Annotated in this window: 28 protein-coding genes; 18 read left to right on the top strand and 10 right to left on the bottom strand. The window is 62.4% G+C overall.

The window, feature by feature from the left end; genetic code table 11:
• Position 1 precedes the first annotated feature (1 nt).
• From EJ076_RS17890 to EJ076_RS17875, 4 genes are all read left to right on the top strand, one after another.
• Positions 2 to 508 carry a pyridoxamine 5'-phosphate oxidase family protein gene (locus EJ076_RS17890; protein WP_245462827.1) on the top strand — a complete coding sequence of 169 codons (507 nt, stop codon included), beginning with the start codon at positions 2 to 4 and terminating at the stop codon, positions 506 to 508.
• Between the two features lie 87 nt (positions 509 to 595).
• Complete coding sequence (locus EJ076_RS17885; protein WP_126068780.1) at positions 596 to 1,426, top strand: DUF2066 domain-containing protein; 831 nt, start codon at positions 596 to 598, stop codon at positions 1,424 to 1,426.
• An 86-nt stretch (positions 1,427 to 1,512) separates the two neighbouring features.
• Complete coding sequence (gene hemB / locus EJ076_RS17880; RefSeq protein ID WP_126068779.1) at positions 1,513 to 2,544, top strand: porphobilinogen synthase; 1,032 nt, start codon at positions 1,513 to 1,515, stop codon at positions 2,542 to 2,544.
• Between the two features lie 218 nt (positions 2,545 to 2,762).
• Positions 2,763 to 3,410, top strand: coding sequence for a dihydrofolate reductase family protein (locus EJ076_RS17875; protein ID WP_126068778.1), 648 nt, complete (start codon positions 2,763 to 2,765; stop codon positions 3,408 to 3,410).
• Positions 3,411 to 3,447: 37 nt separating this feature from the next.
• Here EJ076_RS17875 and ppk2 read toward each other — a convergent pair whose 3' ends face one another.
• Positions 3,448 to 4,368, bottom strand: a complete 921-nt coding sequence (gene ppk2, locus EJ076_RS17870) for a polyphosphate kinase 2 (RefSeq protein WP_056594030.1) — start codon at positions 4,366 to 4,368, stop codon at positions 3,448 to 3,450.
• Positions 4,369 to 4,647: 279 nt separating this feature from the next.
• Here ppk2 and EJ076_RS17865 point away from each other — a divergent pair, with 279 nt between their 5' ends.
• Positions 4,648 to 5,691, top strand: a complete 1,044-nt coding sequence (locus tag EJ076_RS17865; RefSeq protein WP_126068777.1) for an aldo/keto reductase — start codon at positions 4,648 to 4,650, stop codon at positions 5,689 to 5,691.
• A 33-nt stretch (positions 5,692 to 5,724) separates the two neighbouring features.
• Here the strand turns inward: EJ076_RS17865 and EJ076_RS17860 are convergent, their stop codons facing one another.
• A complete protein-coding gene (locus tag EJ076_RS17860) occupies positions 5,725 to 6,696 on the bottom strand; it encodes a glycosyl transferase family 90 (protein ID WP_126068776.1) in 972 nt (323 codons plus the stop codon).
• A 202-nt stretch (positions 6,697 to 6,898) separates the two neighbouring features.
• On the opposite strand from EJ076_RS17860, the gene EJ076_RS17855 reads away from it, so the two are divergent.
• Positions 6,899 to 7,051 (top strand): hypothetical protein, encoded by a 153-nt coding sequence (locus EJ076_RS17855; RefSeq protein ID WP_081738829.1) that lies wholly within the window; start codon positions 6,899 to 6,901, stop codon positions 7,049 to 7,051.
• 66 nt (positions 7,052 to 7,117) lie between these two features.
• Here EJ076_RS17855 and EJ076_RS17850 read toward each other — a convergent pair whose 3' ends face one another.
• On the bottom strand, positions 7,118 to 7,351 hold the full coding sequence (locus EJ076_RS17850) for a DUF982 domain-containing protein (protein ID WP_245462826.1): 234 nt from the start codon (positions 7,349 to 7,351) through the stop codon (positions 7,118 to 7,120).
• 216 nt (positions 7,352 to 7,567) lie between these two features.
• Positions 7,568 to 8,233 carry a GntR family transcriptional regulator gene (locus tag EJ076_RS17845; protein WP_126068775.1) on the bottom strand — a complete coding sequence of 222 codons (666 nt, stop codon included), beginning with the start codon at positions 8,231 to 8,233 and terminating at the stop codon, positions 7,568 to 7,570.
• 198 nt (positions 8,234 to 8,431) lie between these two features.
• On the opposite strand from EJ076_RS17845, the gene EJ076_RS17840 reads away from it, so the two are divergent.
• Together EJ076_RS17840 and EJ076_RS17835 are read left to right on the top strand one after the other, a co-directional pair.
• The gene (locus EJ076_RS17840) at positions 8,432 to 9,691 is read left to right on the top strand and encodes a multidrug efflux MFS transporter (RefSeq protein ID WP_126068774.1); all 1,260 of its coding nucleotides are present in this window, start codon (positions 8,432 to 8,434) and stop codon (positions 9,689 to 9,691) included.
• Between the two features lie 39 nt (positions 9,692 to 9,730).
• On the top strand, positions 9,731 to 10,105 hold the full coding sequence (locus EJ076_RS17835; RefSeq protein WP_126068773.1) for a DUF423 domain-containing protein: 375 nt from the start codon (positions 9,731 to 9,733) through the stop codon (positions 10,103 to 10,105).
• Positions 10,106 to 10,166: 61 nt separating this feature from the next.
• On the opposite strand, the gene EJ076_RS17830 is transcribed toward EJ076_RS17835, so the two are convergent.
• Together EJ076_RS17830 and EJ076_RS17825 are read right to left on the bottom strand one after the other, a co-directional pair.
• Entirely contained in the window at positions 10,167 to 10,313 is a 147-nt protein-coding gene (locus tag EJ076_RS17830) for a hypothetical protein (RefSeq protein ID WP_082525713.1), read from the bottom strand.
• A 62-nt stretch (positions 10,314 to 10,375) separates the two neighbouring features.
• Positions 10,376 to 10,519, bottom strand: a complete 144-nt coding sequence (locus EJ076_RS17825) for a hypothetical protein (protein ID WP_126068772.1) — start codon at positions 10,517 to 10,519, stop codon at positions 10,376 to 10,378.
• A gap of 155 nt (positions 10,520 to 10,674) precedes the next feature.
• On the opposite strand from EJ076_RS17825, the gene EJ076_RS17820 reads away from it, so the two are divergent.
• Positions 10,675 to 11,754: a substrate-binding domain-containing protein gene (locus tag EJ076_RS17820; protein WP_109668573.1), complete on the top strand. Its 1,080-nt coding sequence runs from the start codon at positions 10,675 to 10,677 to the stop codon at positions 11,752 to 11,754.
• A gap of 13 nt (positions 11,755 to 11,767) precedes the next feature.
• Here the strand turns inward: EJ076_RS17820 and EJ076_RS17815 are convergent, their stop codons facing one another.
• Positions 11,768 to 12,991: an OpgC family protein gene (locus EJ076_RS17815; RefSeq protein ID WP_126068771.1), complete on the bottom strand. Its 1,224-nt coding sequence runs from the start codon at positions 12,989 to 12,991 to the stop codon at positions 11,768 to 11,770.
• Between the two features lie 203 nt (positions 12,992 to 13,194).
• On the opposite strand from EJ076_RS17815, the gene EJ076_RS17810 reads away from it, so the two are divergent.
• The 5 genes from EJ076_RS17810 (at position 13,195) to EJ076_RS17790 (ending at position 18,451) form a co-directional block, all read left to right on the top strand.
• Positions 13,195 to 13,860 carry an alpha/beta hydrolase gene (locus EJ076_RS17810; RefSeq protein WP_109668569.1) on the top strand — a complete coding sequence of 222 codons (666 nt, stop codon included), beginning with the start codon at positions 13,195 to 13,197 and terminating at the stop codon, positions 13,858 to 13,860.
• Positions 13,861 to 14,047: 187 nt separating this feature from the next.
• Positions 14,048 to 15,127, top strand: coding sequence for a toxic anion resistance protein (locus EJ076_RS17805; protein ID WP_109668567.1), 1,080 nt, complete (start codon positions 14,048 to 14,050; stop codon positions 15,125 to 15,127).
• Between the two features lie 11 nt (positions 15,128 to 15,138).
• Entirely contained in the window at positions 15,139 to 16,710 is a 1,572-nt protein-coding gene (locus tag EJ076_RS17800; protein ID WP_126068770.1) for a substrate-binding domain-containing protein, read from the top strand.
• Between the two features lie 14 nt (positions 16,711 to 16,724).
• Positions 16,725 to 17,342: a 5-bromo-4-chloroindolyl phosphate hydrolysis family protein gene (locus tag EJ076_RS17795; RefSeq protein WP_109668563.1), complete on the top strand. Its 618-nt coding sequence runs from the start codon at positions 16,725 to 16,727 to the stop codon at positions 17,340 to 17,342.
• Positions 17,342 to 18,451 carry a substrate-binding domain-containing protein gene (locus EJ076_RS17790; RefSeq protein WP_126068769.1) on the top strand — a complete coding sequence of 370 codons (1,110 nt, stop codon included), beginning with the start codon at positions 17,342 to 17,344 and terminating at the stop codon, positions 18,449 to 18,451. The genes EJ076_RS17795 and EJ076_RS17790 overlap by 1 nt, the downstream gene beginning before the upstream one ends.
• A 2-nt stretch (positions 18,452 to 18,453) precedes the next feature.
• Here the strand turns inward: EJ076_RS17790 and sthA are convergent, their stop codons facing one another.
• Complete coding sequence (gene sthA, locus EJ076_RS17785; RefSeq protein ID WP_109668559.1) at positions 18,454 to 19,842, bottom strand: Si-specific NAD(P)(+) transhydrogenase; 1,389 nt, start codon at positions 19,840 to 19,842, stop codon at positions 18,454 to 18,456.
• Between the two features lie 208 nt (positions 19,843 to 20,050).
• Between sthA and EJ076_RS17780 the strand changes: the two genes are divergently transcribed.
• The 3 genes from EJ076_RS17780 (at position 20,051) to EJ076_RS17770 (ending at position 22,452) form a co-directional block, all read left to right on the top strand.
• Entirely contained in the window at positions 20,051 to 20,521 is a 471-nt protein-coding gene (locus EJ076_RS17780) for an RDD family protein (RefSeq protein WP_109668557.1), read from the top strand.
• Positions 20,522 to 20,661: 140 nt separating this feature from the next.
• Positions 20,662 to 21,426: an arginyltransferase gene (locus tag EJ076_RS17775; RefSeq protein WP_109668555.1), complete on the top strand. Its 765-nt coding sequence runs from the start codon at positions 20,662 to 20,664 to the stop codon at positions 21,424 to 21,426.
• A 129-nt stretch (positions 21,427 to 21,555) separates the two neighbouring features.
• On the top strand, positions 21,556 to 22,452 hold the full coding sequence (locus EJ076_RS17770) for an EamA family transporter (RefSeq protein WP_109668553.1): 897 nt from the start codon (positions 21,556 to 21,558) through the stop codon (positions 22,450 to 22,452).
• Positions 22,453 to 22,471: 19 nt separating this feature from the next.
• On the opposite strand, the gene EJ076_RS17765 is transcribed toward EJ076_RS17770, so the two are convergent.
• A complete protein-coding gene (locus EJ076_RS17765; RefSeq protein WP_109668551.1) occupies positions 22,472 to 23,686 on the bottom strand; it encodes an AI-2E family transporter in 1,215 nt (404 codons plus the stop codon).
• Positions 23,687 to 23,981: 295 nt separating this feature from the next.
• Positions 23,982 to 26,234 (bottom strand): DNA topoisomerase IV subunit A, encoded by a 2,253-nt coding sequence (parC, locus tag EJ076_RS17760; RefSeq protein ID WP_109668549.1) that lies wholly within the window; start codon positions 26,232 to 26,234, stop codon positions 23,982 to 23,984.
• Between parC and EJ076_RS17755 the strand changes: the two genes are divergently transcribed.
• A complete protein-coding gene (locus EJ076_RS17755) occupies positions 26,190 to 26,459 on the top strand; it encodes a hypothetical protein (protein WP_126068768.1) in 270 nt (89 codons plus the stop codon). The genes parC and EJ076_RS17755 overlap by 45 nt on opposite strands.
• The last annotated feature ends 53 nt before the right edge of the window (positions 26,460 to 26,512 follow it).

Genomic DNA, 26,512 nt, shown 5'->3' with positions numbered 1-26,512 from the left:
CATGATCCTTGTTCCCGGAGCGCCAGAATTCGATTTAGCGATGCCGCGAAAATTCGACCCGGAAGATGTTCTGGGTCGACCGCTGATGGCGAATCTGGCGACCGTTACAGCGGACGGCGCACCGCGCAATGCGCCGATGTGGTTCATCTGGGAGGCAGGAGCGCTCTGGCTTCTCGGTTCGACGGAGGCAAGCGCGGTAAAGCATATTGAAAGAGATCCGCGCTGCGCGGTGGAAATTGTTCACTTCGACAACAATGCCGGCATCCTGCTGCATCTGGGGCTGCGCGGCCTCGCTACCGTGGAGCCAATGTCGCCGGACCGCTTCAAACGGCTACTCCATAAGTATCTCGGTCCCGAGCCAAACTGGAACGGGTGGTTCATCGACAACGTAGCCCAGATCGAACATCCGGATGGGCGCATGATCAGGCTTGCCCCAGCCAGCATTTTCACCAACAACGTATCGTTCTTCAGGACCGGGCCTGACCTTGCGTGGCCGTCCAATCGATAGTCATATTTGCGCGTCTTGGCTGCCGCGGGTGCCGATGCTACAAAGCCGTTCGTCACGGCGATGATCGGCTTCGGGGGACGGTGGGCCATGTCGCAGCTTTTGCGCGCTGTCCTGATGCTGATTGGACTGATGGTCGCTTGCGCGGCAACCCATCCGTCGGTCGCGGCCTCCCTCGAGGACCTCTACAGCTCTCAGACCATCGTCAACGGCAAGTACGAGAAAAACCGCCAGGCCGGGTTCAAGCGCTGTCTCGACGCGGTTCTGATCCGGGTTTCCGGCGATCAGCGCCTGCCGGCGAAACCGGAGATGGTGGCGCTGCGCGACAAGGCCGGCAGCTTCGTCGCCAGCTTCAGCTACCGCGACCGCATGGAAGGCATTCCCAACCATGACGATCAGGGCACGTACGATCGGCCTCATAATCTTTATTGCCAGTACAGGCCGGCTGACATCGACCCGGTGCTGGCTTTGCTCGGCAGCAGGCCGTGGCTGGCCGAGCGGCCACGGCTGGCGGTGTTTTTGGCGACCGAGCGCGGTACAAGGCATTTCGCGCTCGATGCCGACGACGAGCGCGGCGTGCTGATGCGCGAATCGTTCGGCAATGCCGCCGCGCCGCTGGCCATGCAGGTGGCTTTTCCCACGGCGGCGCTGCTGTCGCAGGCCGGATTGGCCGATCAGGCGCTTCGTAACACCGAGATGACAAAGCTCGATACCATTGCGAAGAAGGCCGGCGCCGACCAGGCGCTTTCCGGCAGCCTCGTCTGGAGCGACAAGGAGCTGGGCTGGATCGCCGACTGGCGGCTGGCCATGGCGGGCAAGACCTATATGTGGCACGTGCGCGGTGTCAGCTTCGATGAGGCTTTCCGCGTTGCTATCAAGGGCGCGACGCAGATTCTTTCGGGCAACGGGCAGCCCGAATAGGCCTCGACCGGATTGCTGGCACAAACGTGTCGCATTGGTCAGCGGCAAGGGCTCGTGGTAAAAGCCGCCGATCTGGAGTTTTGGCGATGAACAAATTCACCCCGACAAAGCCAGCCGGCGCGCGCAGCGTCGACGACATCACCGGCAGCCGCCGCTTGCGCCGCATGCGCAAGGCCGACTGGTCGCGCCGTCTGGTGCAAGAGAACAGGCTCTCGGTCGACGACCTGATCTGGCCGATCTTCGTCGTTGACGGCAAGAATATCCGCGAGCCGATCGCCGCCATGCCCGGCGTCTTCCGCCTGTCGATCGACCTCGCCGTCAAGGAGGCCGAACGCGCGGCAAAGCTCGGCATTCCCGCGCTCGCCACCTTCCCCAATGTCGACATCTCGCTGCGCGACCAGACCGGTTCGCACATCCTCGACCCAAACAACGTCATCAACCGCGCCACTCGCGCGATCAAGGACGCGGTGCCGGAGATCGGCATCATCACCGATGCCGCGCTCGACCCGTTCACCAGCCACGGCCATGACGGCATCCTGCGCGACGGCATCATCGTCAACGACGAGACGGTGGAACAGGTGACAGCCGCGGCCGTCATCCAGGCGGCGGCCGGCGCTGACATCATCGCGCCGTCCGACATGATGGATGGCCGCATCGGCGCCATCCGCGACGCGCTCGACGCCAATGGTTTCCAGGATGTGGCGATCATGTCCTATGCGACCAAGTTCGCCTCGGCCTTCTACGGTCCCTATCGCGAGGCGGTCGGCACCGCCGGCCTGCTCAAGGGCGACAAGAAGACCTATTACATCGACCATGCCAATTCCGACGAGGCGGTGCGCGAGGCCGAGCAGGATATCGCCGAAGGCGCCGACATGCTGATGGTCAAGCCCGGCCTGCCCTATCTCGACATCATCCGGCGGCTGAAGGACGAGTTCCAGATGCCGACCTTCGCCTACCAGGTGTCGGGCGAATATTCGATGATCAAGGCTGCCGCTGCCAATGGCTGGATCGATGGCGAGAAGGCGATGCTGGAATCGCTGCTCGCCTTCAAGCGCGCCGGCTGCGACGGCATTTTGACCTATTTCGCTCCCGAAGTGGCGGAACTGCTGAAGGGATAACTTCTCTTCCGACGATGATCGGTCGCGGCGAGCAAATGCCGGCGATCCGCCTCGGCATCCCTGACAATTTCCGACGTCCGGCCGGGAGACCAGAGCGAGGGTCGCTAGACCATTCGCTTCGAGGCTCGTTTGTACCTAAAAAATACCGCTTGCAATTCGCAAGCAGCTTGCTACAAATAACCGATTGCAAAATACAACTGGTTATCGAGGAGGCTCTCATGTCCAAACTTCGTGTCAACGCTTTCAGCCTGTCGCTCGACGGCTACGGCGCCGGTCCCGATCAGAACCTACAAAATCCGCTCGGCGTCGGCGGGGAATCCCTGCACAAGTGGGTATTTGGTACCCGCACCTTCCGCAAGATGGTGCTCGGACTGGATGGCGGCACCACCGATACCAATGAGGCGTTCGCGGCGCGCAGCTTCGAGAATGTCGGCGCCTGGATCCTCGGCCGCAACATGTTCGGGCCGATCCGCGGCGAATGGCCTGACGACAGCTGGAAGGGCTGGTGGGGCGACAACCCGCCATACCACGTGCCGGTTTTCGTGCTGACCCACCACAAGCGCGAACCGATCGTCATGGAGGGCGGCACAACCTTTTATTTCATCACCGACGGCATCCATTCGGCGCTTGAACAGGCGAAAGCCGGGGCGGACGGCAAGGACGTGCGGGTGGGCGGCGGCGTCGCCACCATTCGGCAATATCTCCAGGAGAAGCTGATCGACGAGATGCATCTGGCGATCGCGCCGGTGCTGCTTGGCGCGGGCGAGAACCTTTTTGGCGGCCTCGACATGCTCAAGCTGGGCTATCAGTGCAGCGAGCAGGTGGCGACGCCGCTCGCCACGCACGTGATCATCAAGCGGGCGTAGTTCTTTACCCTCCCCGCGTCGGGGAGGGTAAAGACGCTCAGTACTTCTCCGGCACGTAGAGCTCGCGCGGCAGCGTCTGACGTTCGTATTCGGGATTGAAAACGCGCTCCGGCAGCGTGATCTCTTCGTGCGGGACCTCTTCATAGGGCATTTGCTTGAGCAGGTGGTCGATGCAGTTCAACCGCGCCCGCTTCTTGTCGTTGCCTTCGACGATGAACCAGGGGGCTTCCGGGATGTTGGTGCGCACGAAGGTCTCTTCCTTGGCCTTGGTGTACTGCTCCCAGCGCACGCGCGACTGCAGGTCCATCGGCGATAGTTTCCACTGCTTCATCGGATCGTGGATGCGCATCAGGAAGCGCATCTGCTGTTCCTCATCGGTGATCGAGAACCAGTATTTGACCACGGTGATGCCCGAGCGGACCAACATGCGCTCGAACTCCGGCACGTCGCGGAAGAACTCTTCCACCTGATCGGGCTGGGCAAAGCCCATCACCCGCTCGACGCCGGAGCGGTTGTACCAGGAGCGGTCGAACAGCACGATCTCGCCGCCGGCCGGCAGATGTGGCACATAGCGCTGGAAATACCATTGCGACTTCTCACGCTCGGTCGGCGCCGGTAGTGCCACGACACGGCAGATGCGCGGGTTGAGCCGCTGGGTGATGCGCTTGATGACGCCACCCTTGCCGGCCGAGTCGCGCCCCTCGAAGATCACCACCAGCTTCTTCTTGTGGTAGGCGACCCAGGACTGCAGCTTGATCAATTCGGACTGTAGGGTGATCAGCTCGCGAAAATACTGCATGCGATCGATCGAAGGCGGATGCGCGTTCTTGTAGATCTTTGCGATCTCCATCGACAGCGCCGGCTCCGACATTTCGAGCTCATAGTCCTCGTCGAGCGTGTCGGCGAGCTCGGCTTCAAGCCAGTCCTTGGCAGGAGAATTCTGTTTTAGCTCGGTCATCTCAGCTGCTCCGCTTGCAAGCTCTGTCGATCCATGTCCGGCGTCGCAAACTCCCGGCTTATGGCCCGGAACGGCAACACCCTGAGCCGACTTCAATATAGGCCGGCAATGACGGTTTTATTGCAGCCCGAGCGTGATCACCGCCGCTGTCAATCCAGCGAGGCATGATCGATCCGTCGTCGTGGCATGGAGACAAGTCGCCCAAATTGTCCTACAAATAGCGGCCACATTCGGGGCCCCCTCCCCAGCCCCCTTCCCAACGCAATCGCGAGGACTGACATGGAATACCGCACCCTCGGCCGTTCCGGCCTGAAAGTTTCGACACTGACCATGGGCACCATGACTTTCGGCGGCGCCGGCGCGTTTTCGGCGGTCGGCAAGACCGACCTCGACGAGGCGCGCCGGATGATCGATCTCTGCATCGATGCCGGCATCAACGTCATCGACACCGCCAATGTCTATTCGAACGGCATTTCGGAAGAGATCATCGGTGAAGCGCTCGGCGGCAAGCGCAAGGGCGACGTGCTGATCGCCTCCAAGGCGCGGATGCGGATCGGCAAAGGTCCGAACGATGAAGGCTTGTCGCGCCATCATCTGATCCGCGAATGCGAGAAGAGCCTGAAGCGGCTCAAGACCGACGTCATCGACATCTACTTCCTGCACGAATGGGATGGGGTGACGCCGCTGGAGGAAACCATCGCAGCGCTCGATACTTTGGTTGCGCAGGGCAAGATCCGCTATGTCGGCTGCTCCAACTATTCTGGCTGGCAAGTGATGAAGGCGCTTGGCATCAGCGACAGCCATCACCAGCCGCGCTTCGTCACCCAGCAGATCCACTACACGCTGGAAGCGCGCGAGGCGGAGTATGAATTGCTGCCGATTTCCGTCGACCAGGGGCTGGGCGTCCTGGTCTGGAGCCCGCTTGCCGGCGGATTGCTGTCCGGCAAATACCGCCGCGACAGCCCCACCGCCCGTCAGCTCGCCGGCTGGTCGGAACCGCCGATCCGCGACGAGGACCGGCTGTGGCGGATCGTCGATGTGCTGGTCGAGATCGGCACGCAGCGCGGCGTGTCGGCCGCGCAGGTAGCACTGGCCTGGCTGCTTGGCCGACCCGCAGTCTCCTCGCTGGTGATCGGCGGTAGGACCGAAACGCAGTTCAGGGACAATATCGCGGCTGCGAGCCTGGTGCTCACCGACGACGAACGCAGCCGCCTCGACGCGGTCAGCCGGCCACCGCTGCTATATCCCTACTGGCACCAGCAATTGACGGCAAAGGACCGCTTCGGCCCCGCCGACCTGGTTCTTGACCGCAGCGGCATCTGACGAGCCAGGTTTGGCGCCGAGGCACGCTACGTCCTAACCCTGGATAAAACGCCAGACCTCAGGATCAGGCTTGATCTGACCGCTGAGGACAAAATATTTATAGAGGACGAGCAGGGAGATAGCCTGCTCGTCCTGCTCGTTGGAGAATTGGCGGCAATAGGCATTGGCCGCGGCGATGATGCGTTGCGCCTCGGCCGGGTGGTGTTCGAAATAGCGCACCTTCTCCGTGACATCGGCGAAATCCGGGTCGAGCGGCACATAGTGGACACCGGCCTCGAGTCGCTTTTCCGCAAACCATGTCTCGTATGTCGGCAACGGCATCAGGCAGAGCGAATTCGAATTCAGGATCCATTTGAGGTTGGTCGCCACGTCGTTGCCTTCGAGTGAGACGATGTAGCGATTATGCTGCTGTTGGCTGATGCTGAGAAAAGGCTTGCTGTACTCGGCCGGCGCGTTCGGCTTGTGCGAGCCGGCGTCGCAAAACGGCAAGTCACGCACGGCGTCGAGAAATCTTGTCCGTTTCGGATTGTTGAGATCACCGCGCCAGACCACGGCCGGGCGCTTGTCGGCGAATGCAGTTGCGTCGGCCGGCATGTAGAAGTGCCTAAACTTGTTGAATTTCATGATGACCGCATTTTCGTCGTCGGCGCGGATCGGCCGATCCTTGACCAGCGTCGGCACCTTCGGCACGTCGATGACGTCGCCGAATTCGACGTCGACGAGCAATGCCGGATCGAAATAACGGGCAAACTCCTTGAGGTCGTAGTGGTACATAGTCGGCGTAGAGGGCAGCTCGTCGAGACGCACCGCAGCCGGGCTGGGCGAAAACACATGCTGCAGCTTGTTGTAGTAATTCAGCCGCCGCCGCACCGCCTGATCCGAGAGCCTGGCCTGTTCGAGACGGCCCGCCAACCGCCGACGGAAGAGTGCCTGCGGTGCGATATCGCGCAAGACGTTGCGCGCATAGTAGAAAACCCTTGCCGTCGTTCGTTGGATGGTGGCCATAGTTCACTTGATCAAAACAAGCGGGCGGATCGCTGCGCAGTTTGTTGGCGCCCCGGTTCTCCTACACCATTGTGCCGCGCATCTTGCAAGTCCCGGACCGTCGTCCCCACGAACCGCCGGGCACTATCGCTTCAGCTGTTGTGTTTGACGGCTAATGCTCCTAGGCAGGACCAGAGCCGCGAGGCAGTGAAAAGGAGCCGATATGGCGCGACCACCAAATTACGATCAGGAACGCAAGGAACGCGACCGCCAGAAAGCAGCCAAGAAGGCCGAGAAGCTGGCAGCCAAGGTTGCGGCGCGGGAACGTTCGAAGCCCGAGGACGAGACCGAAGGCGAAACCGAAACGGCAAAGTGACGGCAAAAGGCCCGCAGATGCGGGCCATGCCTCAACCCAGATGGCCGCCCAGATGGCCGGCTTGTATCAGGCGGGCGCCTTGTCGCTGACAAAGACGTCCACTTCGCGCGCTGCCGCAATGAAGGCGCGCCTAGCGTTCATCGCCGGCTTGTCGCCGGCGAGTGCGTCATGGCAGGCCTGCAGCGCCGCGCGATGCTTGGGGCTGCGCTTGCCGGGCCAGTTGTTGAGGAGGTAGTCGGAAGCCTCACGCGCCGTACGCAAGAGCTGAGTGCTTCCCGCCGCGACTGACTTCACAGTCACAGGTGTTTCAAATCGGTTGTTTTCCATCGCCGCTCCTTACGCCATCGGCGTCTGCGAAGCGAGGCCGAAAGTGCGCATACGTCCAGACGACGCCTTTGCATGGCGTATACCCTGCCCTGCACAGATCGTTTGGAGCAATTCCGGACGCAAACACTTTTCCTGTCTTGACGCAATTCCGGACGGAAAACCGTTTCACACTTTTCCTGGAATTGCGCTCTAGGCGGCGACGACGGCAAAGCCTCTGGCGCGAAGACCGCGCCGATCGTTGGCGAGCGACGTCACCAACCGGTCGCGGCTGCCGACGATGTGGACTGAGAGCAGGCGCGCGGCTTCATCGGCATCGCCAAGACGTGCGGCTGCCAGAATGGCGCGATGTTCGGCCCAGGCGCGAGCAAGGGCCGCTTCGTCGCGCACCTCCAGCCAGCGCGCCCGGGACAGGCGCGTCATGGCATCGCGAACCGCCCGGAACAGAAATTCGTTGCCCGACAGACGCGCCAGTTCGATGTGAAAATCCATGCCGACACGATGCCATTCCTCGCGCGGCGTGTCGTTGTCGCAGGACTCGAGCATCGCCTCGATGACATCGACGGCGCTCCGGTCCGCCAAGGCGCATGTCAAGCGAAGTGCCGCAACCTCGACCGCCTCCCTGTAGACGGCGATCTGCTCGAGTTCAGCCAGATTGATGGGCGACACCGTCCAGCCACGTCCTTCCCTGCCGACAAGGCCCTCGGTCTCGAGCCGCAGAAGTGCCGCCCTGACCGGGGTTCGCGACGCACCGAAGCGGCTTTCGATCCAGCGCTCCGTCAGCTTCTCGCCGGGACCGATCTCGAGGCCCAGGATCATCTGCCGAAGCTGTTTTTCGACGCTTTGCATCTGCGACATTGTCGGTTCCATTGTCTGGCCGTTGCTGGTTCGGGCCGTTTGCCGGCGATCGGCTTGCCGGCCGCGGTTCCCGTTCACGTTTGACAGGGCCACATTGACAGCGGCCAAGCTTGCGTCCATGAGGGGCACCATCTTGGTATCCCAAATTGGTATCCGCGGCAACCCATAGCTCCGCGTTGCTCGGACAGGACATATGACATGCCGCAGAATACGCCTCCGGCGACCGACAGCACCTACAACATCCACTGGCGGCGCAATCTGTTCGTGTGCTTTGCCGGTTCGTTTTCGACGCTTGTCGCCATGACGCTGCTTTTGCCATTCCTGCCGCTCTATATCGAGCAGCTCGGCGCCGAGGGCCACGCGGCGATCGTGCAATGGTCGGGGATCGCCTATGGCGCGACGTTCTTTGCGGCGGCACTGGTGGCGCCGCTCTGGGGACGTCTCGGCGACCGCTACGGCCGCAAGGTGATGCTGGTTCGCGCCAGCTTCGGCATGGCCATATGCATGTCGCTGACCGGCATGGTGCAGACCGTCTGGCAACTGGTGCTGCTGCGGCTGCTGATCGGTTTTGCCGGCGGCTATTCCTCGGGATCGACCATCCTCGTCGCCATGCAGACGCCGAAGGAGCGTTCCGGCTGGGCGCTCGGCCTGCTGTCTGCCGGCATCACGGCTGGGGCATTGGTCGGCCCACTGGTTGGCGGTATCTTGCCGCCGCTGATCGGCATCCGCGCCACCTTCCTCTTGTCCGGCGGTGTCATCTTCCTGGCGTTCTTGGCGACCGCCTTTCTCATCAAGGAGAATCCCCGGCCTAAAACAGCAGATGCCCCGTCGAAGCAGAAGCCGAAAGGCGGCTGGGCACAAATCCCCGACAAGCGGCCTGTTGTCGCCATGCTGGCGACTGGCATGCTGTTGAGTTTCGCCACCATGTCGATCGAGCCGATCATCACCGTCTATGTGCAGCAGCTCATCGAAGACCAGAGCGGCGTCACGCTGATATCAGGCGTTGTCATGTCGGCGGCGGCCCTTGGCGCCATCCTGTCGGCTTCGCGTCTCGGCAAGCTCGCCGACCGCGTCGGCCACTGGAACGTCATCATCGGCGCGCTTGCCGTCTCGGCGCTGCTGTTGATCCCGCAGGCCTTCGTCACGCAGAGCTGGCAACTCATCGGCCTGCGCTTCCTGATGGGTCTGGCGCTAGGCGGGCTCTTACCCTGCATCACCAGCGTCATCCGTCATAATGTGCCTGATGGCGTCGGCGGCAACGTGCTCGGGCTGTCGATCTCCGCCCAATATGTCGGGCAGGTAGCCGGCCCCTTGCTGGGCGGCTTTGCCGGCGGCCATTTCGGCATGCGTTCTGTGTTTCTGGGCACATCCGTCTTGATGGCCGGGGGCGCGGTGTATAACTGGCTGGCGCAGTCACGCCGCGAGCAGGACATGCTCGCCAACCCCGGCAAGCCCTGACGGGTTAGGCGTATCCCTCTGAGATCACGGAGCCACGGCATGAGCACGGCCGAACAACCTTCCGGCAACATCGGCCGTATCCTCGTCCTGGCCGGGGGCCTCTGTGGCGCCGCCGGCGTGGCGCTGTCGGCCGCAGCGGCGCATCTGGGCGGCGCGTTCGTCGGCACCGCCGCATCCTTCCTGATCATGCATGCGCCGGTCTTCCTCGCCGCCGGATTGCTTGGCGCGAACCGGACGCTGCATATCGGCGGCCTGGTGCTGCTGGTTGGACTTCTGCTGTTCTGCGGCGATTTGCTGGCCCGTGATTTTATCGGCTCACGGCTGTTCCCGCTGTCGGCGCCGATCGGAGGCACGCTGCTCATCGCCGGCTGGCTGACGATCGCTGCCTCGGCGCTGGTGCGCGCGCGTTCCTGACGCCTCTGGGCGCCCTGCCCGATACCAAGCCTGCGCCCGTCAAACGTCGTTTGCGGAGCAGTCAGTCCTGCCGGCGCTCGGGCTGGACAAGCGATTCGCGATTGCGTCGCCGCAACCTCGCCAATCGACGCCCCTCCGGCCGTTCGGCCGGCGCGATGCCCCAATAGTTGCGATAGATGTCTTCGAACAGATAGCTCACGGGATGCATGACATGCACTCCTTTCAGTACTTGAATCGATCCAATCGATGGGCGCGAAAAAACGACCCCGATCAGCTCCGCTTGCGCTCCACAAGGAACCGCAGTTCGCGAACCCATGGACTGGCCTTGCCGCGGCGCTTCTGCGTCGTGGTGTTCGACGAGATGCTCCAGTCATTGCGATAAATGTCTTCGAACAGAAAGTTGACGGGGTGCATGACACATCTCCCTTTCCAAGGATTGAATCGATCCAATCAAAAGATCAAATATGGATTGGATCGATTCAAACATACACCGCACCGAACCCATGATCAAGTCAAAATTTGAACCGATCCAACGAAAGTGGTAGATGGACTGAATTGAGGAGACAAAAATGGCGCTATTGGCCTCTGGAAAGACAAGACCGGTCCGGCTGGCAGACATTGCCAAAGCGGCCGGCGTGTCGCACGGCACCGCGTCGAACGTATTCGCCCGCCCGGAGATCGTGCGCGAGGAGGTCCGAGAACGGGTCAAGGCGGCAGCCGAGGCTATGGGATATGGCGGACCTGACCCCAAGGGCCGGCTGCTGCGGGCCGGCAAGGTCAACGCCATCGGTGTCGCGACGGCCGAGCCGCTTTCCTACTTCTTCGACGACCCTTTCGCCCGGGTGATGATGGCCAGCATCTCGCAGGCTTGTGATGCGACCGGTGCGGGGATCTCGCTGGTCTCCGCCGCCAACAACGAACAGCTCGCCTGGAACATCCAGAGTGCGCTGGTCGATGGCTTCATTGTCTTCTGCGTTGATGGCGGTTCAAAGCTGGTCGAACTGGCGCGTGAACGCAAGCTGCCCTTTGTGGCACTCGATCTCGATTCAGACGATGATGAGGCGGTCGCCGCTATCGGTGTCGACAACATCGCCGGGGCCGGCCTGGCGGCCCGACATCTGACCGAGCTCGGGCATCGTCGCTTTGCGGTGCTTGCCTTGCCCGTCGCGGACTCCGGCTTCGGCCCCACCACGCAGGAGCAAGTGGAGAAGGCCCTCTATTCCGGGACGCGCGACCGCCTGCGTGGCTACTTCGCCGAACTCTCCCGCTTCGACATCGATGTCTCGCGTGTGCCGATCTACGAAACTGTCAACGACGAGGAGAGCGTGTGGGCCGGCCTCGACCATATTTTCGCCGGCGCCGAGACGCCGACCGCAATACTGGCCATGTCGGACAGGATTGCACTCCATGCACTGGACTGGCTGCGGCAGCGTGACATCGCGGTACCGGGCGACGTTTCGATCGTCGGCTTCGACGGTGTTCCGGAAGGAGCGGTTTCCAAGCCGCCGCTGACCACAATCGTCCAGCCGATCGCCGAGATGGGCCGCCTTGCCGTCAAGGCGATCCTTGAAAACGACGGCTCGTTCAGCCGGCAATCGCTGCCCGTCGACCTCTTGGTGCGGGCTTCATCCGGCCCCTCGCCCGCCTGAGCCGCCTGACGCCTCAACGCCCCATTCTTGTCGCCATCGACGACATGCCGAAGGACGCATGGACGGGCGGTGCCGGATTGTGAGCCGGCCTGCTTTTCCCGGACCAGCCGAGGCCCGAAAGCCATTCGAGATAGTAGGCGACCGCGAACTGCATGACGATGCCGGCCGATATCAACAGGCTGTCATAGGCAAATCCGCCCGGATTGATCAGCTTCAGCACCTGCGCCGCCATTGCGAGCACAGTGCCGGCAATGAAAACCGGCAGCGATCGTTTGCCCAATATGGCAAGCGGATGATCGCGCCCGGTGCGAAACAGGTTCGAGATGGCGGGGAATGCCACGATCAGGTAGCTCACCGCCAATATGTGCAGCAGCCTTGGCAGTGACAGGAACGTCTTGTCGAAGCCGGTCAGCACCGGAGGCAGACCCAACCAGGAGATCTGCCCCCAGAGCGGGCTATGCACCCAGACCACAGCGGTCGCGGTGTAGGCCAAAGCCGCGCCGACCAGCCAGCGATTGACCGGGATGCTACCGCCGCGACGCACATGCAGCGTGCCTGCCAGGCCGATATTGAAAAGGAACTGCCACGACAGTGGATTAAGAAACCAGAAGCCAGGCTCGGGATAGTTGGGCGGAGCAATCTGGTAGATCCCAGCGACCAGCCACAGCGCGCCGGATGCGGCAAGCGCCGGCAATGGCCGGTAGCTGACGAAGAGCAGAAAGACCGGCGCCAGCAGGAGCAGCACGGCATAGACCGGCAGGATGTTGTTATAGCCGAGCTGGTGGCCGAGCGTCACGATGCCGATCAGCACTTGTGGCGTATTCTTGATCAACGGCTCGAGGTTGATCATCGTCAAAAGCTCCGGTCGCCTGGCAAACACCGCCGCGGCGCAGAAGATCGCCATCACCACCATGGTGGTGACGATGTGGGCGGCATAGAGCACACCAGCGCGGCGCCACATCTTCAACGTCGCCAACAACCGGTTTCCAGGCTGGAATTTCTTGCCATAGGCGAGCGCGACCGAGATGCCGGAGATCAGCACGAAGACTTCCGCCGCGTCTGAAAAGCCGAAATTCTTGTACGTCAGATACTCGAAGGCGGTACCCGGTACGTGGTCGACATAGATGGTCAGCAGAGCGAGAGCGCGGAACACATCGATACGCGTGTCGCGATCGGCGATGCGCGAATCGCGGTCTGGGACACGCGCATCGCGGTCTGGGGAAATCTGGGTGGTCATCGACAAAAAGGCCTCAAAGCTGGTTGTTCATGCCGGCAATGCGACCCCCGGCGCACCGCTTCGATTCCTCCCGAAGCAATGGTATCGGCGAAGAAACGGACTGTAATGCGCCCGGTTCAATCAACTTTCGCGGAGCTTGAAAATATTGCGTTTTGAAGCCGGCAAACTGATGGGAATCATCATGGAATCAAAAGGATGAGGCCATGACCGAAAGGACCTCACAAGATGGTGCGCTGCTGCGTGATCTCGCCTTCAGCTACCGCCTTTACAGCCCTGCGGATTCAACCGACGAATGCCTCTTCCTGCTGCATGGGTCGGGTGTCGACGAGACCACATTGGTGCCGCTGGCACGAGAGATCGCGCCGCATGCCGTGCTGATCGCGGTGCGCGGCCGCATCGTCCAGGAGGATGGTTTCCGCTGGTTCGCGCGCATCACGCCGACGCGCTTCGAACAGGCAAGCATCCGCACCGAAACCGAGGCCTTTGCGGGTTTCGTTGCTGACGCGGCCGCACGCCATCATCTCGACCTCTCCCGCACGATGTTCCTCGGCTATTCGAACGGCGCCAATCTGGTTTCGAGCCTGATGCTGCTGCGTCCGGGCCTCGTCGAACGCGCAGCGCTGCTGAGACCGATGCCGGTGCTCGATGACGTGCCGGCGACGGATCTGTCAAAGGTGCGAGCGCTCATCATCGCCGGCGCCGCGGATCTCACCTATGCGCCCTTCGCGCCGGCGCTGGTGACATTGCTCAGCCAGCATGGCGCCGAGATCGATGCCCGGATTGTTGCATCGGGTCATGAATTCGGCAGCGCCGACGCGGCGATCGTCAGGCAATGGCTGACAGCGCCAGCCACCGTCGCACAAGACTGATGGACAGTAGCCGGCGGAATGAGCTTGTCCACCGGATCGAATCCCTGCAAACCTTGCCCGTTTTCAGGCTGAAACCCGCATGTTTTGCGCCCAGAGCCGGGTCGGCCCCTTCCCTTATCCACAATGCCGACATATCCCTGTCACACACAGCCTATGGAGATACTGTTCATTTTGAGGGGAGGTCTGCATGGCCGACAAGAACAGCATCACTCTGCTCGACGACACCTCGACATTGCCGGCAATCGTTGCCGACCCGTCCGACATCGCCAGGATCGAAAGCACGATCGACGTCAGGGATCGCGCCGGCATTTCGGTCTATGGCGACCGTGCCCAGCAGGCTGTCAGCGACTATGCCGACAAGATTCTGGGTCAGCTTCGCAATCGCGATCTCGGCGACACCGGAAATCTGCTGACCGACATCATCATGAAGGCCAAGAACCTCGATCCGGCTTCGCTGAAGGACGAAGGGTTTCTCGGCAATCTGTTTTCCTCCTTCAAGGCGCGGCTCGAACGCTTCAAGGAAAAATACGAGGATGTTGCCGGCCAGATCGACCGCATCGGCCTCGAACTCGACCGCCACAAGGATACGCTGCGGCGCGACATCGCCGTGCTCGACGACCTGCATGAGCAGACCAAGGACTCGATCCTCAAGCTCGACGCCTATGTGCAGGCAGGCAAGAAATTCGTCGACGACTATCGCACCAACGAATTGCCCAAGCTGAAGGCCGCGGCGGATTCGGCCAGCGGCGATGTCGGCGGCACGCTGGAGGCGCAGACCTATCAGGATGCGGTCCAGGCGCTGGATCGTCTGGAAAAGCGCGTCTTCTATCTGGTGCAGGCGCGCCAGCTCGGCATCCAGCAACTGCCGCAGATCCGCATCGTCCAGTCCGGCGACGAGACGCTGATCGAGAACCTGCAGGCGACCTCGGCGCTCACCGTGCCGGCCTGGAAGCAGAAAATGGTCATCCTGCTTGGGCTGACCAATCAGAAATCGGCGCTCGAACTGCAAAAGACGGTGACGGACGCCACCAATGAGATGATCCGGCAGACCTCCAAGATGATGAAGGATCAGGCGATCTCGATCGAAGAACAGGCGCAGCGCGGCATTGTCGATGTCGAGACGCTGGCGCAGGCCAACCGCGATCTCATCGACACCGTGCAGGGCGTGCTGAAGGTCCAGCAGGAGGGTCGCCAGAAGCGGGCCGATGCTGAAAAGCAGATGGACCAGATGACGATCGATCTGAAGAAAGCGCTGACCCAGGCCTGATCGGAACCGCCATGCCGAAGACGCTGACGTCCGTTCTGCTGCTGGCCCTGGCGGTTCTGCTCGCGGCCTGCAACGCCAGCCACGTCAAATTCTCGATCGTATCGGGCTCGGAAAACACTGTCCTGCAGCCGATCGTTCAGGAATTCTGCGACAAGCAGGGTGCCACATGCACCTTTGCCTATGAGGGCTCGCTCGACATCGGCCTTGGCCTGCAACGGCCCGCCGGGCTCGACCAGGATGCGGTCTGGCCGGCCTCGAGTGTCTGGGTCGACCTGTTCGATTCAGGCCGCAAGGTGCGCAACCTGACCTCGATCGCGCAGATGCCGGTCATTCTCGGCGTGCGCAAATCCAAGGCCGCGGAGCTCGGCTGGGTCGGCAAGGATGTTTTCATGAAAGACATTCTGGCCGCGGTGAAGGACGGCAAGCTCAAGTTCCTGATGACGTCGGCGACGCAATCCAATTCCGGCGCCAGCGCCTATCTCGCCATGCTCTCCAGCGCACTCGGCGGCAAGGAGGTGATCGAGCCCGGCGACCTCGACAATCCGAATGTGCGTGAGACGGTGAGCGCTTTGCTGCAAGGCGTCGAGCGCTCATCAGGCTCGTCGGGCTGGCTGGCAGACCTCTATGTCGACTCGGCCGGCAAGGGCACCGTCTATGACGCCATGTGGAACTATGAGGCGACGCTGAAGGAGACCAACGACAAACTGAAGCAGATGGGCAAGGAGCCGCTCTATGCCGTCTATCCGGCGGACGGCGTCGCGGTCGGCGATTCGCCGCTCGGCTTCATCGACCATGGGCGCGGCCCGGAGGTCGAAAAATTCTTCACCGACCTGCTCGCCTATCTGCAGTCGGATGCGGTGCGCAAACGCATCGCCGACACCGGCCGGCGGCTGCCGCTTGGCGGCTCGGCGATCCAGGCCGCGGCCGAACCCGACTGGAATTTCGATCCGGGCAAACTGGTGACCTCGATCCGCATGCCGGAGCCGGCGGTGATCCGCAAGGCGCTCGATCTCTATCAGGAAGCCTTGCGCAAGCCTTCACTGACGGCACTGTGCTTCGACTTTTCCGGCTCCATGGAAGACCAGGGCGAGAAACAGTTACAGGCAGCGGCGCAGTTCCTGTTCACGCCGGAAAAGGCCAGCGAGGTGCTGGTGCAATGGACGCCGTCCGACCGCATCTTCGTGCTGCCGTTCGACAGTGCCGTGCGCGCCAATTTCGAAGCGACCGGCGATGCTGCCGGGCAAGCCCAGTTGCTGGCTGCCGTCGCGGACCAGCATGCCGGCGGCGGCACCGACATGTATGCCTGTGCCCAGCAGGCGCTGCAGCAGATCACGGCAACAGCGGATCTGTCGAAATATCTGCCGGCGATCGTCATCATGACAGATGGCCGCACCGACGGCAGCGCCGACCTGTTTCTAAGCCAGTGGCGCAGCGCGCCGGCGCGCGTGCCGGTGTTCGGCATCACCTTCGGCGATGCCGACAAGAGCCAGCTCGACAGCCTTGCCAAGGCAACTTCGGCGCGCGTATTCGATGGCAGCGGCGATCTGGCAGGCGCCTTCCGCGCCGCCCGGGGCTACAACTGAGATGCGCGGCTAGGATGCGTGGCTTGTTCGGCAACGACTGGAACTGGATCGTGGCGGGCCTCGTCTCGGCGGTGCTGCTGATCGGTTTGAGTTTTCTCACGCATTTCCCGTTCCTGGTGTCGGTGGTTATCGCCGCGCTGGTCTTTGCCGGGCTTGTGTTCGTGCTGGCGCCGCGTCAGCTGTTCGAAGGGCTCGACCTCAGCTCGATCGGCGGCAGCCGGGTTGCGTTTGCGCGCGAGTTGCTGGCGCAGGCCCAGCCGGCGGCGGACCGCCTGGCCGCAACCGCCCGCACCATTCCCGACAAGGACATGGCGGCAAAGGTGAAGAACCTGTCGGACATCGCCGCCGATGTGATCACCAGGGTCGAAGCCAAGCCCGAAAGTGCGCCTGCCGTGCGGCGATTTCTCACCTATTATTTGCCACAGGCGGCCGAGGTGTCGGAAGGCTACGCGGCGTTGGCCAACCGGCGTGCGCCCAGCCAGGCGCGGCTGACCAATGTCGGCGCGGTGATCACCAAGCTTCAGGACGCCTTCGTGCATTACGCCGACAGTCTGGCCGACAGTGAACTCGGCACGCTCGACGTTGACCTGCGACTCATACAGGAGTCGCTGAAAGAGGATATCGGTCGCTGATGGCCATTTCGCGCCGCGCTTTCGGACTGGGTCTGCTGGGTGCCGCCGCTGCCGGCACGGGTGGCTATCTGACACTGAAGGACCGTCCGGAGTTCCGTGGCTATCTCGGCAACAAGGCGCATCTGTTCGGCTTCATCGGCGGCGAGAAGCAGGCCTTCCTAGCCGATCCGGATGTCGTCCATGCGCTGGGCGGCTACGGGCTGGAACTCGATCCACGCGTCGCCGGCTCCGTCGAAATGGTGCGCGAATCCGCACTTCTGTCGCAGAAGCCGCAGTTCCTGTGGCCGTCGTCGTCGATCATGGTCGACCTGGCACGCAAAAGCGGCGTGGCGATCCGAAACGACCAGGTGGTGCTCAACTCGCCGATCGTCGTCTACACATGGGGACCGGTGGTCGAAGGCCTGAAGAAGAGCGGGCTGGTCACGGTCGCCGCCAAGGGCGGCTACAACCAGCTCGACCTCAAGGCGTTGCTTGACGCCATATTGGCCGGCAAGAACTGGTCGAACCTCGGCATAGACGAACTCTACGGCCGGGCACGCATCGTCTCCACCGACCCCAACCGATCCAATTCCGGCTTCATGTTCGCCGGCCTGGTGCTGAGCCTGATGAGCGGCGATGTGGCGACGCAGGAACTGCTTGCCCAGCACGGTGACGAGGCCAAGGCGATCTTCCGCAGCATGGGCCTGAAGTCGTCGTCGTCAGGAAAGCTGTTCGACCAGTACATTGCCGGTGGCCTGGGCGCCGAGCCGATGGTGGTCGGCTATGAAAACCAGCTGGTCGAATGGGCGCTCGCCGATCCGGCACGCTGGCAAAGGGTGCAGACCGGCATAGGCGCCAAGCCCGAAATCCTCTACCCCAGACCGACCGTCTATTCGGCGCATCCGCTGATCGTCATCGATCCGGCCGCCGACAGGCTGCTGGAGGCCCTGACCAGCCCGAAGCTGCAGGAACTCGCCTGGACGAAGCACGGGTTTCGCGGACCTCTCGGCACCGTCACTGGCGGCGCCGATGCAGCGATCGCCGGCGTACGGCCGGCGGAAATTGAGGCCGTTCTGCCGATGCCCTCGGCCGATGTGATGCTGGCCCTGCTCGCCCAGATGGAAGGGTAGATTTACCCTCGCCCCATCCTGTTCCAGGCATCCAGCCCGGCGATCTTGTAGGCCTCGGCGAGCGTCGGATAGTTGAAGGTGTTGTTGACGAAGAAGTCGACAGTGCCGCCGAGGTTGATCACCGCCTGGCCGATGTGGATGAGCTCGGTAGCGCCCTCGCCGATGATGTGCGCGCCGAGCAGGCGGCGCGTTTCGATCGAGAACAAGAGCTTCAGGAAGCCGGTGTTGACGCCCATGATGTGGCCGCGCGAGGTCTCGCGGAAACGCGCCACGCCGACCTCATAGGCCGCACCGCTCTCGCGCACCTGTTCCTCGGACTGGCCGACCGTCGAGATTTCCGGCACCGCGTAGATGCCATAGGGAAAGGTTTCCGGCGGTGGCGGCAAGGGCACGCCGAAAGCATGGCAGGCCGCCACCCTGCCCTGCTCCATCGAAGTCGAGGCCAGGCTCGGAAAGCCGATGACATCGCCGGCGGCATAGATGTTGGGGACGCTGGTCTGGAAGGATTGCGGATCGACTTTGATACGCCCTCTGGTGTCGGCGTCGATGCCGACGACATCCAGGCCCAGGCTGCCGACATTGCCGGTGCGGCCGGCGGCGTAGAGCACGACCTCGGAACGAATGGTGCGGCCATCGGCCAGTTCCACCTCGGCAGCGTCCGGCTTGGACCGTATTTCCTTCACCGCGCTGCCCAACCGGATGGTCATGCCACGATCGCGCATCTGGTGGATGAAATCGTCGACGATCTCGCGGTCGACGAAATCGAGGATGGAGTTGCGCGGCTCGACCAAGGTTACCGGCACGTCGAGCGCGGAAAAGATCGTCGCATATTCGACGCCGATGACGCCGGCGCCGATCACCGTCAGCGTGCGCGGCAAGCGATCGAGCTCCAGCATCTCGTCGCTGTCGAAGACGCGGGTCTTGTCGAAAGGCACGTCGCGCGGCCGGTGCGGCCTGGTGCCGACCGCGATCAGCGCATTGGCAAAACCAACCTCGCTGTAATCGCCGGTATCGGTGGTCAGGCTGACCTTGTTGGGGCCGAGAAATTTGACCGCAGCGCGAGCGCTCTTGACCGTGTTGCGCATGAACTGATGTTGCAACACCTCGACCTCGTGATCGAGCGTCTTGTGCAGGCGCTCGACCAGATCGCCGACCGAGATATCCTGCTTGACCCGGTAGCCGCGCCCGTAGAAACCGCGCTCGCGCCAGCCCGAGAGGTTGAGCACGGTTTCGCGCAGCGTTTTCGACGGGATGGTGCCGGTATGCACGGAGACACCGCCTAGACGCCGGCCGCGGTCGACCACCAGCACCGATTTGCCGAGCTTGGCCGACTGCACCGCGGCACGGCGACCGGAAGGGCCGCTGCCGATGACCAGCATGTCGTAGTCCATCTTGCCCCGTCCCCTACCCCTGAGCGCTTTGTTGCGCCGCAGCAAGCTAATGCCATCCGCGCCGCAAATTCAACCGGTTCAGATTGCATCTCACGCTGTTTGAGTTCGTGCGCCGCAAAAAGCCCGATCTTGATTCCGCGACGGGCCCTCACCATTTCATTGTTGAGCGGCCCGCACCCTATGCAGGGCCCTGTTACGAGGAAATGACATGAACGCGCGCGTTCTCGACGGCGAAATCATCACCAGCAGGCTTGACGATGTCAGGGCCTATGACGGCGTGCGCACGAAGCGCATCCTGGCCTTCGTGATCGACTATGTCATCGTCGCGCTGCTCACCATTCCGTTTGCCATATTGGTGTTCTTCCTCGGGCTTTTGACCCTCGGGCTTGGCTGGATGCTGTTCGGCGTCCTGGTGCCGGCCGTCGCCATCCTCTATATCTGGAACACGCTGGGCAGCACCGACCAGGCCACCACGGGCATGAAGATGATGGGCATCCGCCTCGACCGGCTTGACGGCAGGCCGATCGACGGCCTCACCGCGGTCGTCCATTCGGTGCTGTTCTGGGCCGGCAACGTCATCCTGTCGCCGCTGGTCCTTCTGGTGACACTGTTTTCCGACCGCAAGCGCACCTTGCACGACCTTTTGCTTGGCACGGTCGTCAGCCGCACAGACCGCTGAAACGGCCCCTCTGAAGAGCAGTCGAACCGATTGAGCGCAAATATGAAGGCGTCGAGTCGACCACGTCTCCACAATCCTGTTGAATTTTTCGCCGTCCGCGCCAAAGGTAGAGCGATTCGAAGGAGTGTTTCCAAGGCTCGATGACGCAGCATCCGACCCAGTCGCCGCAGTTCTTCCTGACCGCGCCGTCGCCGTGTCCCTATCTCGACGGCCAATTCGAGCGCAAGGTGTTCACGCACCTGGTCGGCGACAAGGCGGCGGAGATGAACGACCTGTTGACGCAAGGCGGCTTCCGGCGTTCGCAGAACATCGCCTACAGGCCGGCATGCGAGACATGCCGCGCCTGCGTTTCGGTACGCATCCTGGCCCAGGAATTCGTCGCCAGCCGCAACATGAAGCGCGTGTTGCAGCACAATTCCGACCTCGTCGGCCATATGCACAATGCCGAGCCCTCGACCGAACAATATTCCCTGTTCCGCAGCTACCTCGATGCCCGCCACCGCCGTGGCGGCATGTCCGACATGACGGTGCTCGACTATGCGATGATGGTCGAGGACACCCATGTCGACACCAAGGTGATCGAGTATCGGCGGCGCGGGCCCGACACCTTCATCACCGGCAAGGGACAGGGCGAGCTGATCGCGGTGGCGCTCACCGACAAGATGGCCGACGGCCTGTCGATGGTCTATTCCTACTTCAATCCCGATTTCGAGGAGCGTTCGCTCGGCACGTTCATGATCCTCGACCACATCGCCCGCGCCAGGGCGATGGGCCTGCCCCATGTCTACCTCGGCTACTGGGTCAACGGCTCGCGCAAGATGAATTATAAGATGCGCTTCATGCCGCAGGAGCATCTCGGCCCGAAAGGCTGGGAGCGCTACACCAACGAAGCGGTCACACGCTAATTACTCTTTCCCAAGTCCGGGCCTAAACATTTTCAACTGAGATGATGCCGGTCTTTCCGCTGGTTGGCGGAGAGTGTGCGATTGCGCCGATCCGCCGTCCTCTCCCGAATTCATTGCGAAAGCCGCTGGATGTCGTCTCACGATGCTCACACCAAAGGACTTCTGCTCACCGCATTTGGCGGACTGACGCTGACCGTAGACATCCCGCTGATCCGGCTCGCCCATGGCGAGGCGTGGACGATCTTGCTGCTGCGCACCGGCTGCACCGTTCTTGCCGGGCTTGTCATTTGGACGGTGTGGCGCTCGTTGAGCGACAGGGCGCCACAGCTCGTTCCCGGACGGCTGGGACTTGCGGTAGCAACGCTCTATGGGCTTGGCTCGATCGCCTTCATTACCGCCGTCTACAACACCTCGACCGCCGACCTCGTCTTCATCCTCGCCTTCACCACCATGTTCTCGGCGCTGCTTTCCTGGCTGTTCCTGAAGGAGCGGCCACGACCTCTGACTCTGGTGGCGCTGGCATTGATGATCGTTGGGATTGCCATCATCGTCGGCGACTCCATCGGCAACGGATATCTGTTCGGCGACATCATGGCCTTGTGCTCGGCCCTGTGCGTCGCCTGCGCCATCACCATCTCGCGGGCGAGCGGCAAGGATATGGGCTTCACCGCGCTGATCGGGGTGGTGCTGCCTTTTGCCGTCGCCGCCTTCATGGTTTCGAAGACCGGCTTTCAGGTGGAGGCGCCATGGTGGATCATCCTCAACGGCGCCGTCATCATGCCGATAGCGTTCTTCTGCCTCGCCAACGGGCCGAAATACATCTCAGGTCCCGAGGTGGCGATGTTCTATCTCCTGGAAACGGTTCTGGCGCCGGTCTGGGTATGGATGATCTTTGCCGAGACGCCGTCGCGCAACAGCCTGATCGGCGGCGCGATCCTGATCGTCACGCTGATTGCGCATTCGCTGTGGCAACTGCATGAAGGGCGCAAGCGCCGTGCCGACCTTGCGGTGCATCATCCGGTGTAGCGCAGGCCGGCTTTCGAGATCAGGCGCTGGCTTTCTTCGCCACGTCAGGTTCCGGCAGGACCTCGATTTGCGGGCCGGCTTCGATTTCGGCTGGCGAGCCCGGGATGATTTCGTCGGTCAGTTCCACCTCTCGCAGCCACTCGCGCCAGATCGCGACCAGCAGGGCCATCAGCACCGGGCCGATGAACAGGCCGAGAAAACCCATGGTCTTGACGCCGCCGATCAGGCCGAAAAAGGTCGGCAGGAAGGGCAGCTTTATCGGTCCGCCGACGAGTTTCGGGCGCAATGTCTTGTCGACGATGAACAGTTCGACCGCGCCCCAGAGGAACAGCGCCAGCCCGGCCATCGGCGACCCGCTGGCAGCGAGGTAGATCGAGACCAGGGTGAAGGACAATGGTGCACCGCCGGGGATCAGCGCCATGACGCCGGTCAGGGCGCCAAGCGTCACCGGTGACGGCACGCCGGCCAGCCAATAGGCAATGCCCAGCACCAGCCCCTCGCCGATGGCGATGACCGTCATGCCGGTCACCGTCGACGAGATCGTTGCCGGCACGACGCGCGAGATCCGTTCCCATCTGGCCGGCAGGATGCGCTCGCCAAGGCGGTCCACCTGGCCGGCAAAATGCTCGCCGTCGCGATAGGCGAAGAACAGCGCGATCATCATGAACAGCAGCGTCAGGAGCAGGCCGAAAGCGCTGCCGCCGGCGGCCAGCACGCCGCGATAGATGCTGCCGATGTTGGCGCCGCTGACCAGCTGGATCAGTTCACCAATGCCGCCGGGATGGCCAAAATTGGTCGTCCACTGCTCGTTCAGCCACTCGCCCACGACAGGCATGGTAGCGATCCAGTGCGGTGTCACGGCACCGTGACGGTTGGTCTCGATCGCCCAGGCGACCCATTCGCGGACCTCGTTGATCGCATAGGTGCCGGCCAGCGCGATCGGTATCACCAGGAAGGCGAGGATGAAGAGGATGGCAAAGGTCGCGGCGATGGTGCGGTTGCCGCTGACTGCAACAAGCAGGCGGCGGTAGAGCGGCCAGCTGGCGAAAGCGATGACGAGCGCCGCCAGCACAGGAAACAGGAAGCCATGGAAGAAATAGACGCCCGCGGCGACGATCAGCACCAGCAGCCAGCGCGCCGCCGACAGCGGCGGAATGACGGCCGCCCGCAACGGCGTCGACAGGCCGAACAGGCGCTGCTGCCGTTCCGGTTTCTGGATTCTTGCTTCCTTCAAACGCCTGCCTCTCCCAAACACCCTTCCCTTCTATGCACTGATATAGTGCAGCAATCGTGACGATAGTCCAAATGGCTGGGGATCTCCCCTTGAGGGGGTTGAGGAGGGTCCGCGCAGCGGACGGAAAGCCAACTGCTTGGCTTTCCGAACGACGAACGGCCGGCGGGCTAGAGGGGGTCGCCGCGCGTCGAGAGCCGACATCCTCTTTCAAAGGTAGAAGGTCGCGTCCAGTCGTACCGACCCCCTCTGTCGCCTTTTGGCGACATCTCCCCCTCGAGAGAGGAGATTAGCAGCGTCATCCAAATTTCCCCGTCCTCGGGAACCCCTTCGGCACCATGCGTCCGGCCGAGGCGCGGGCGCCGATCCATTCCGCCAATTCCTCGCGCGACCGGGTGAAGGTGCGGTCGGCTGAATCCTGCCAGGAGAGGCCGCTCTCCAGCGTGAACGGCTTGAGATCGAGAAGGCCGCCGTCCTTGTATTTCTGCAGGCGTACACCCTTGCCGCGGCCCATTTCCGGAATCTCGGAGAGCGCGAACACCAGCATCTTGCGATTCTCGCCGACGATGGCGAGATGATCGCCGGTGACCGGGATGCAGCGCTTGGCTTCGTCCGGCGCCTTGACGTTCATCACCTGCTTGCCCTTGCGGGTGTTGGCGACGACTTCCTCCTCCGACACGATAAAACCATTGGCGTCATGCGAGGCCAGCAGCAGCTTGCGCTTCGGATCGTGAACGAAGGCGGTGACGATGTCCTGGTCGTTGTCCATGTCGACGATGATGCGGATCGGCTCGCCATGGCCGCGCCCGCCAGGCAGCCGGTCGGCGCCGATGGTGTAGAACTTGCCGCCGGTGGTGAAGACCAGCACCTTGTCGGTGGTCTGGGCGTGGAAGGCGAGCTTGAGGCTGTCGCCCTCCTTGAAGGTCAGCGTCGAGAGATCGGCCAGATGCCCCTTCATCGCCCGCAGCCAGCCCTTTTCCGAGACAACCACGGTGACCGGCTCGCGCTCGATCATGGCGTGCGCAATGTCGGTCAGATCATGCTCGGGCGCGTCGGCGAACTGGGTGCGGCGCTTGCCGAGTTCGGTCTCCGGGCCGAACTTGTCGCGGATGTTGGTGACTTCCCACCTGATCGTCGCCCACTGCTTCTCGTTTGAAGCAAGCAATGCCTCGATCTGCTTCTTCTCGGCGCTCAGGCCGTCGAATTCCTTGCGGATCTCGAATTCTTCAAGCTTGCGCAGAGCGCGCAGCCGCATGTTGAGGATGGCTTCGGCCTGGTTGTCGGTGAGCGACCAGCGGGCCATCATGACCTGCTTTGGCTCATCCTCCTCGCGGATGATCCTGATCACCTCATCGATGTTGAGATAGGCAATCAGATAGCCGGCAAGTATCTCCAGCCGTCTTTCGATCTCGCCAAGCCGATGTTTCGAGCGGCGGATCAAAACCTCGCGGCGGTGCTCGAGCCATTCCTGCAGCACGCCCTTCAGCGACAGCACGTTGGGCACCTTGCCGCGCGACAGGACGTTCATGTTGAGCGGGAAGCGGCTTTCGAGCTCGGTCAGCTTGAACAGCGATTCCATCAGGATGCCGGGGTCGACCGAACGGCTCTTCGGCACCAGCACGACGCGGACGTCCTCGGCGCTCTCGTCCCTGATATCCTCGAGCAGCGGCAGCTTGCGTGCCATCAGCAGCTCGGCGATCTTCTCGATTAGCCGCGCCTTCTGCACGCCATAGGGGATTTCGGTGACGACGATGCTCCAGGTGCCCCTGCCCTGGTCCTCCTGGATCCACTTCGACCGCACGCGAAAGCCACCGCGGCCGGTTTCATAGGCTTCGAGGATAGAGGCGCGGCTGTCGACGATGATGCCGCCAGTCGGGAAATCCGGCCCTTGGACGAAGTCCATCAACTTCGCCACCGGCGCGTCCCGGTGTTCGATCAGGTGAAGTGCCGCGTCGCAAAGCTCGGCCGCGTTGTGCGGCGGGATCGATGTCGCCATGCCAACCGCGATGCCGGACGAGCCGTTGGCCAGCAGATTCGGAAAGGCGCCGGGCAAAACCACCGGCTCTTCGTCTTCTTCGTTGTAGGTCGGCCGATAGTCGACGGCGTCCTCGGTGATGCCGGACAACAGTTCGGTCGCCACATCGGTCATGCGCGCTTCGGTGTAGCGCATGGCGGCGGCGTTATCGCCGTCGATGTTGCCGAAATTGCCTTGCCCGTCAACCAAGGGGTAGCGCATCGAGAAATCCTGCGCCAACCGCACAAGCGCATCATAGATCGACTGGTCACCATGCGGGTGGAACTTGCCCATCACCTCGCCGACGATGCGGGCGCATTTGGCGAAGCCCTGGTCAGGATTGAGCCGCAGCAGGCGCATGGCGTGCATGATGCGGCGATGGACCGGCTTCAGTCCGTCGCGCACGTCGGGCAGCGCCCGGTGCATGATGGTCGACAGCGCATAGGCCAGATAGCGCTCTTCCAGCGCCTTCTTCAGATCGACCGGCTCGATATGATCGCCACCGCCATTTTCAGGCGGCAAAAGCCTTTTTCCCATGGGCTGGGACTAACCGAGCGGGTGATTCGCAGCAAGGGGCAGGCCGACATACCGACCCTTCTGCAACATGAAACCATCCGCCAAGGGATGTCGACCAACATCAGCCTGTTACATGCGGGTTCTAAGGCCAAGCACGATGATATCAGGCAACCGGCTCTTCATGACAAATTCACCGGTTTGCGCAAAGACGGTGGGATCGAGTTTGCCTTTCACCGTGATTTTTGACCATTGTGCCGGGACACGCCTTCTTCCCGTCCAGTTCGTCACGGAATGGTGAT

Source organism: Mesorhizobium sp. M7D.F.Ca.US.005.01.1.1 (assembly GCF_003952545.1).
Taxonomy (GTDB): domain Bacteria; phylum Pseudomonadota; class Alphaproteobacteria; order Rhizobiales; family Rhizobiaceae; genus Mesorhizobium; species Mesorhizobium loti.
This window is presented reverse-complemented; position numbering and strand designations above follow the sequence as displayed.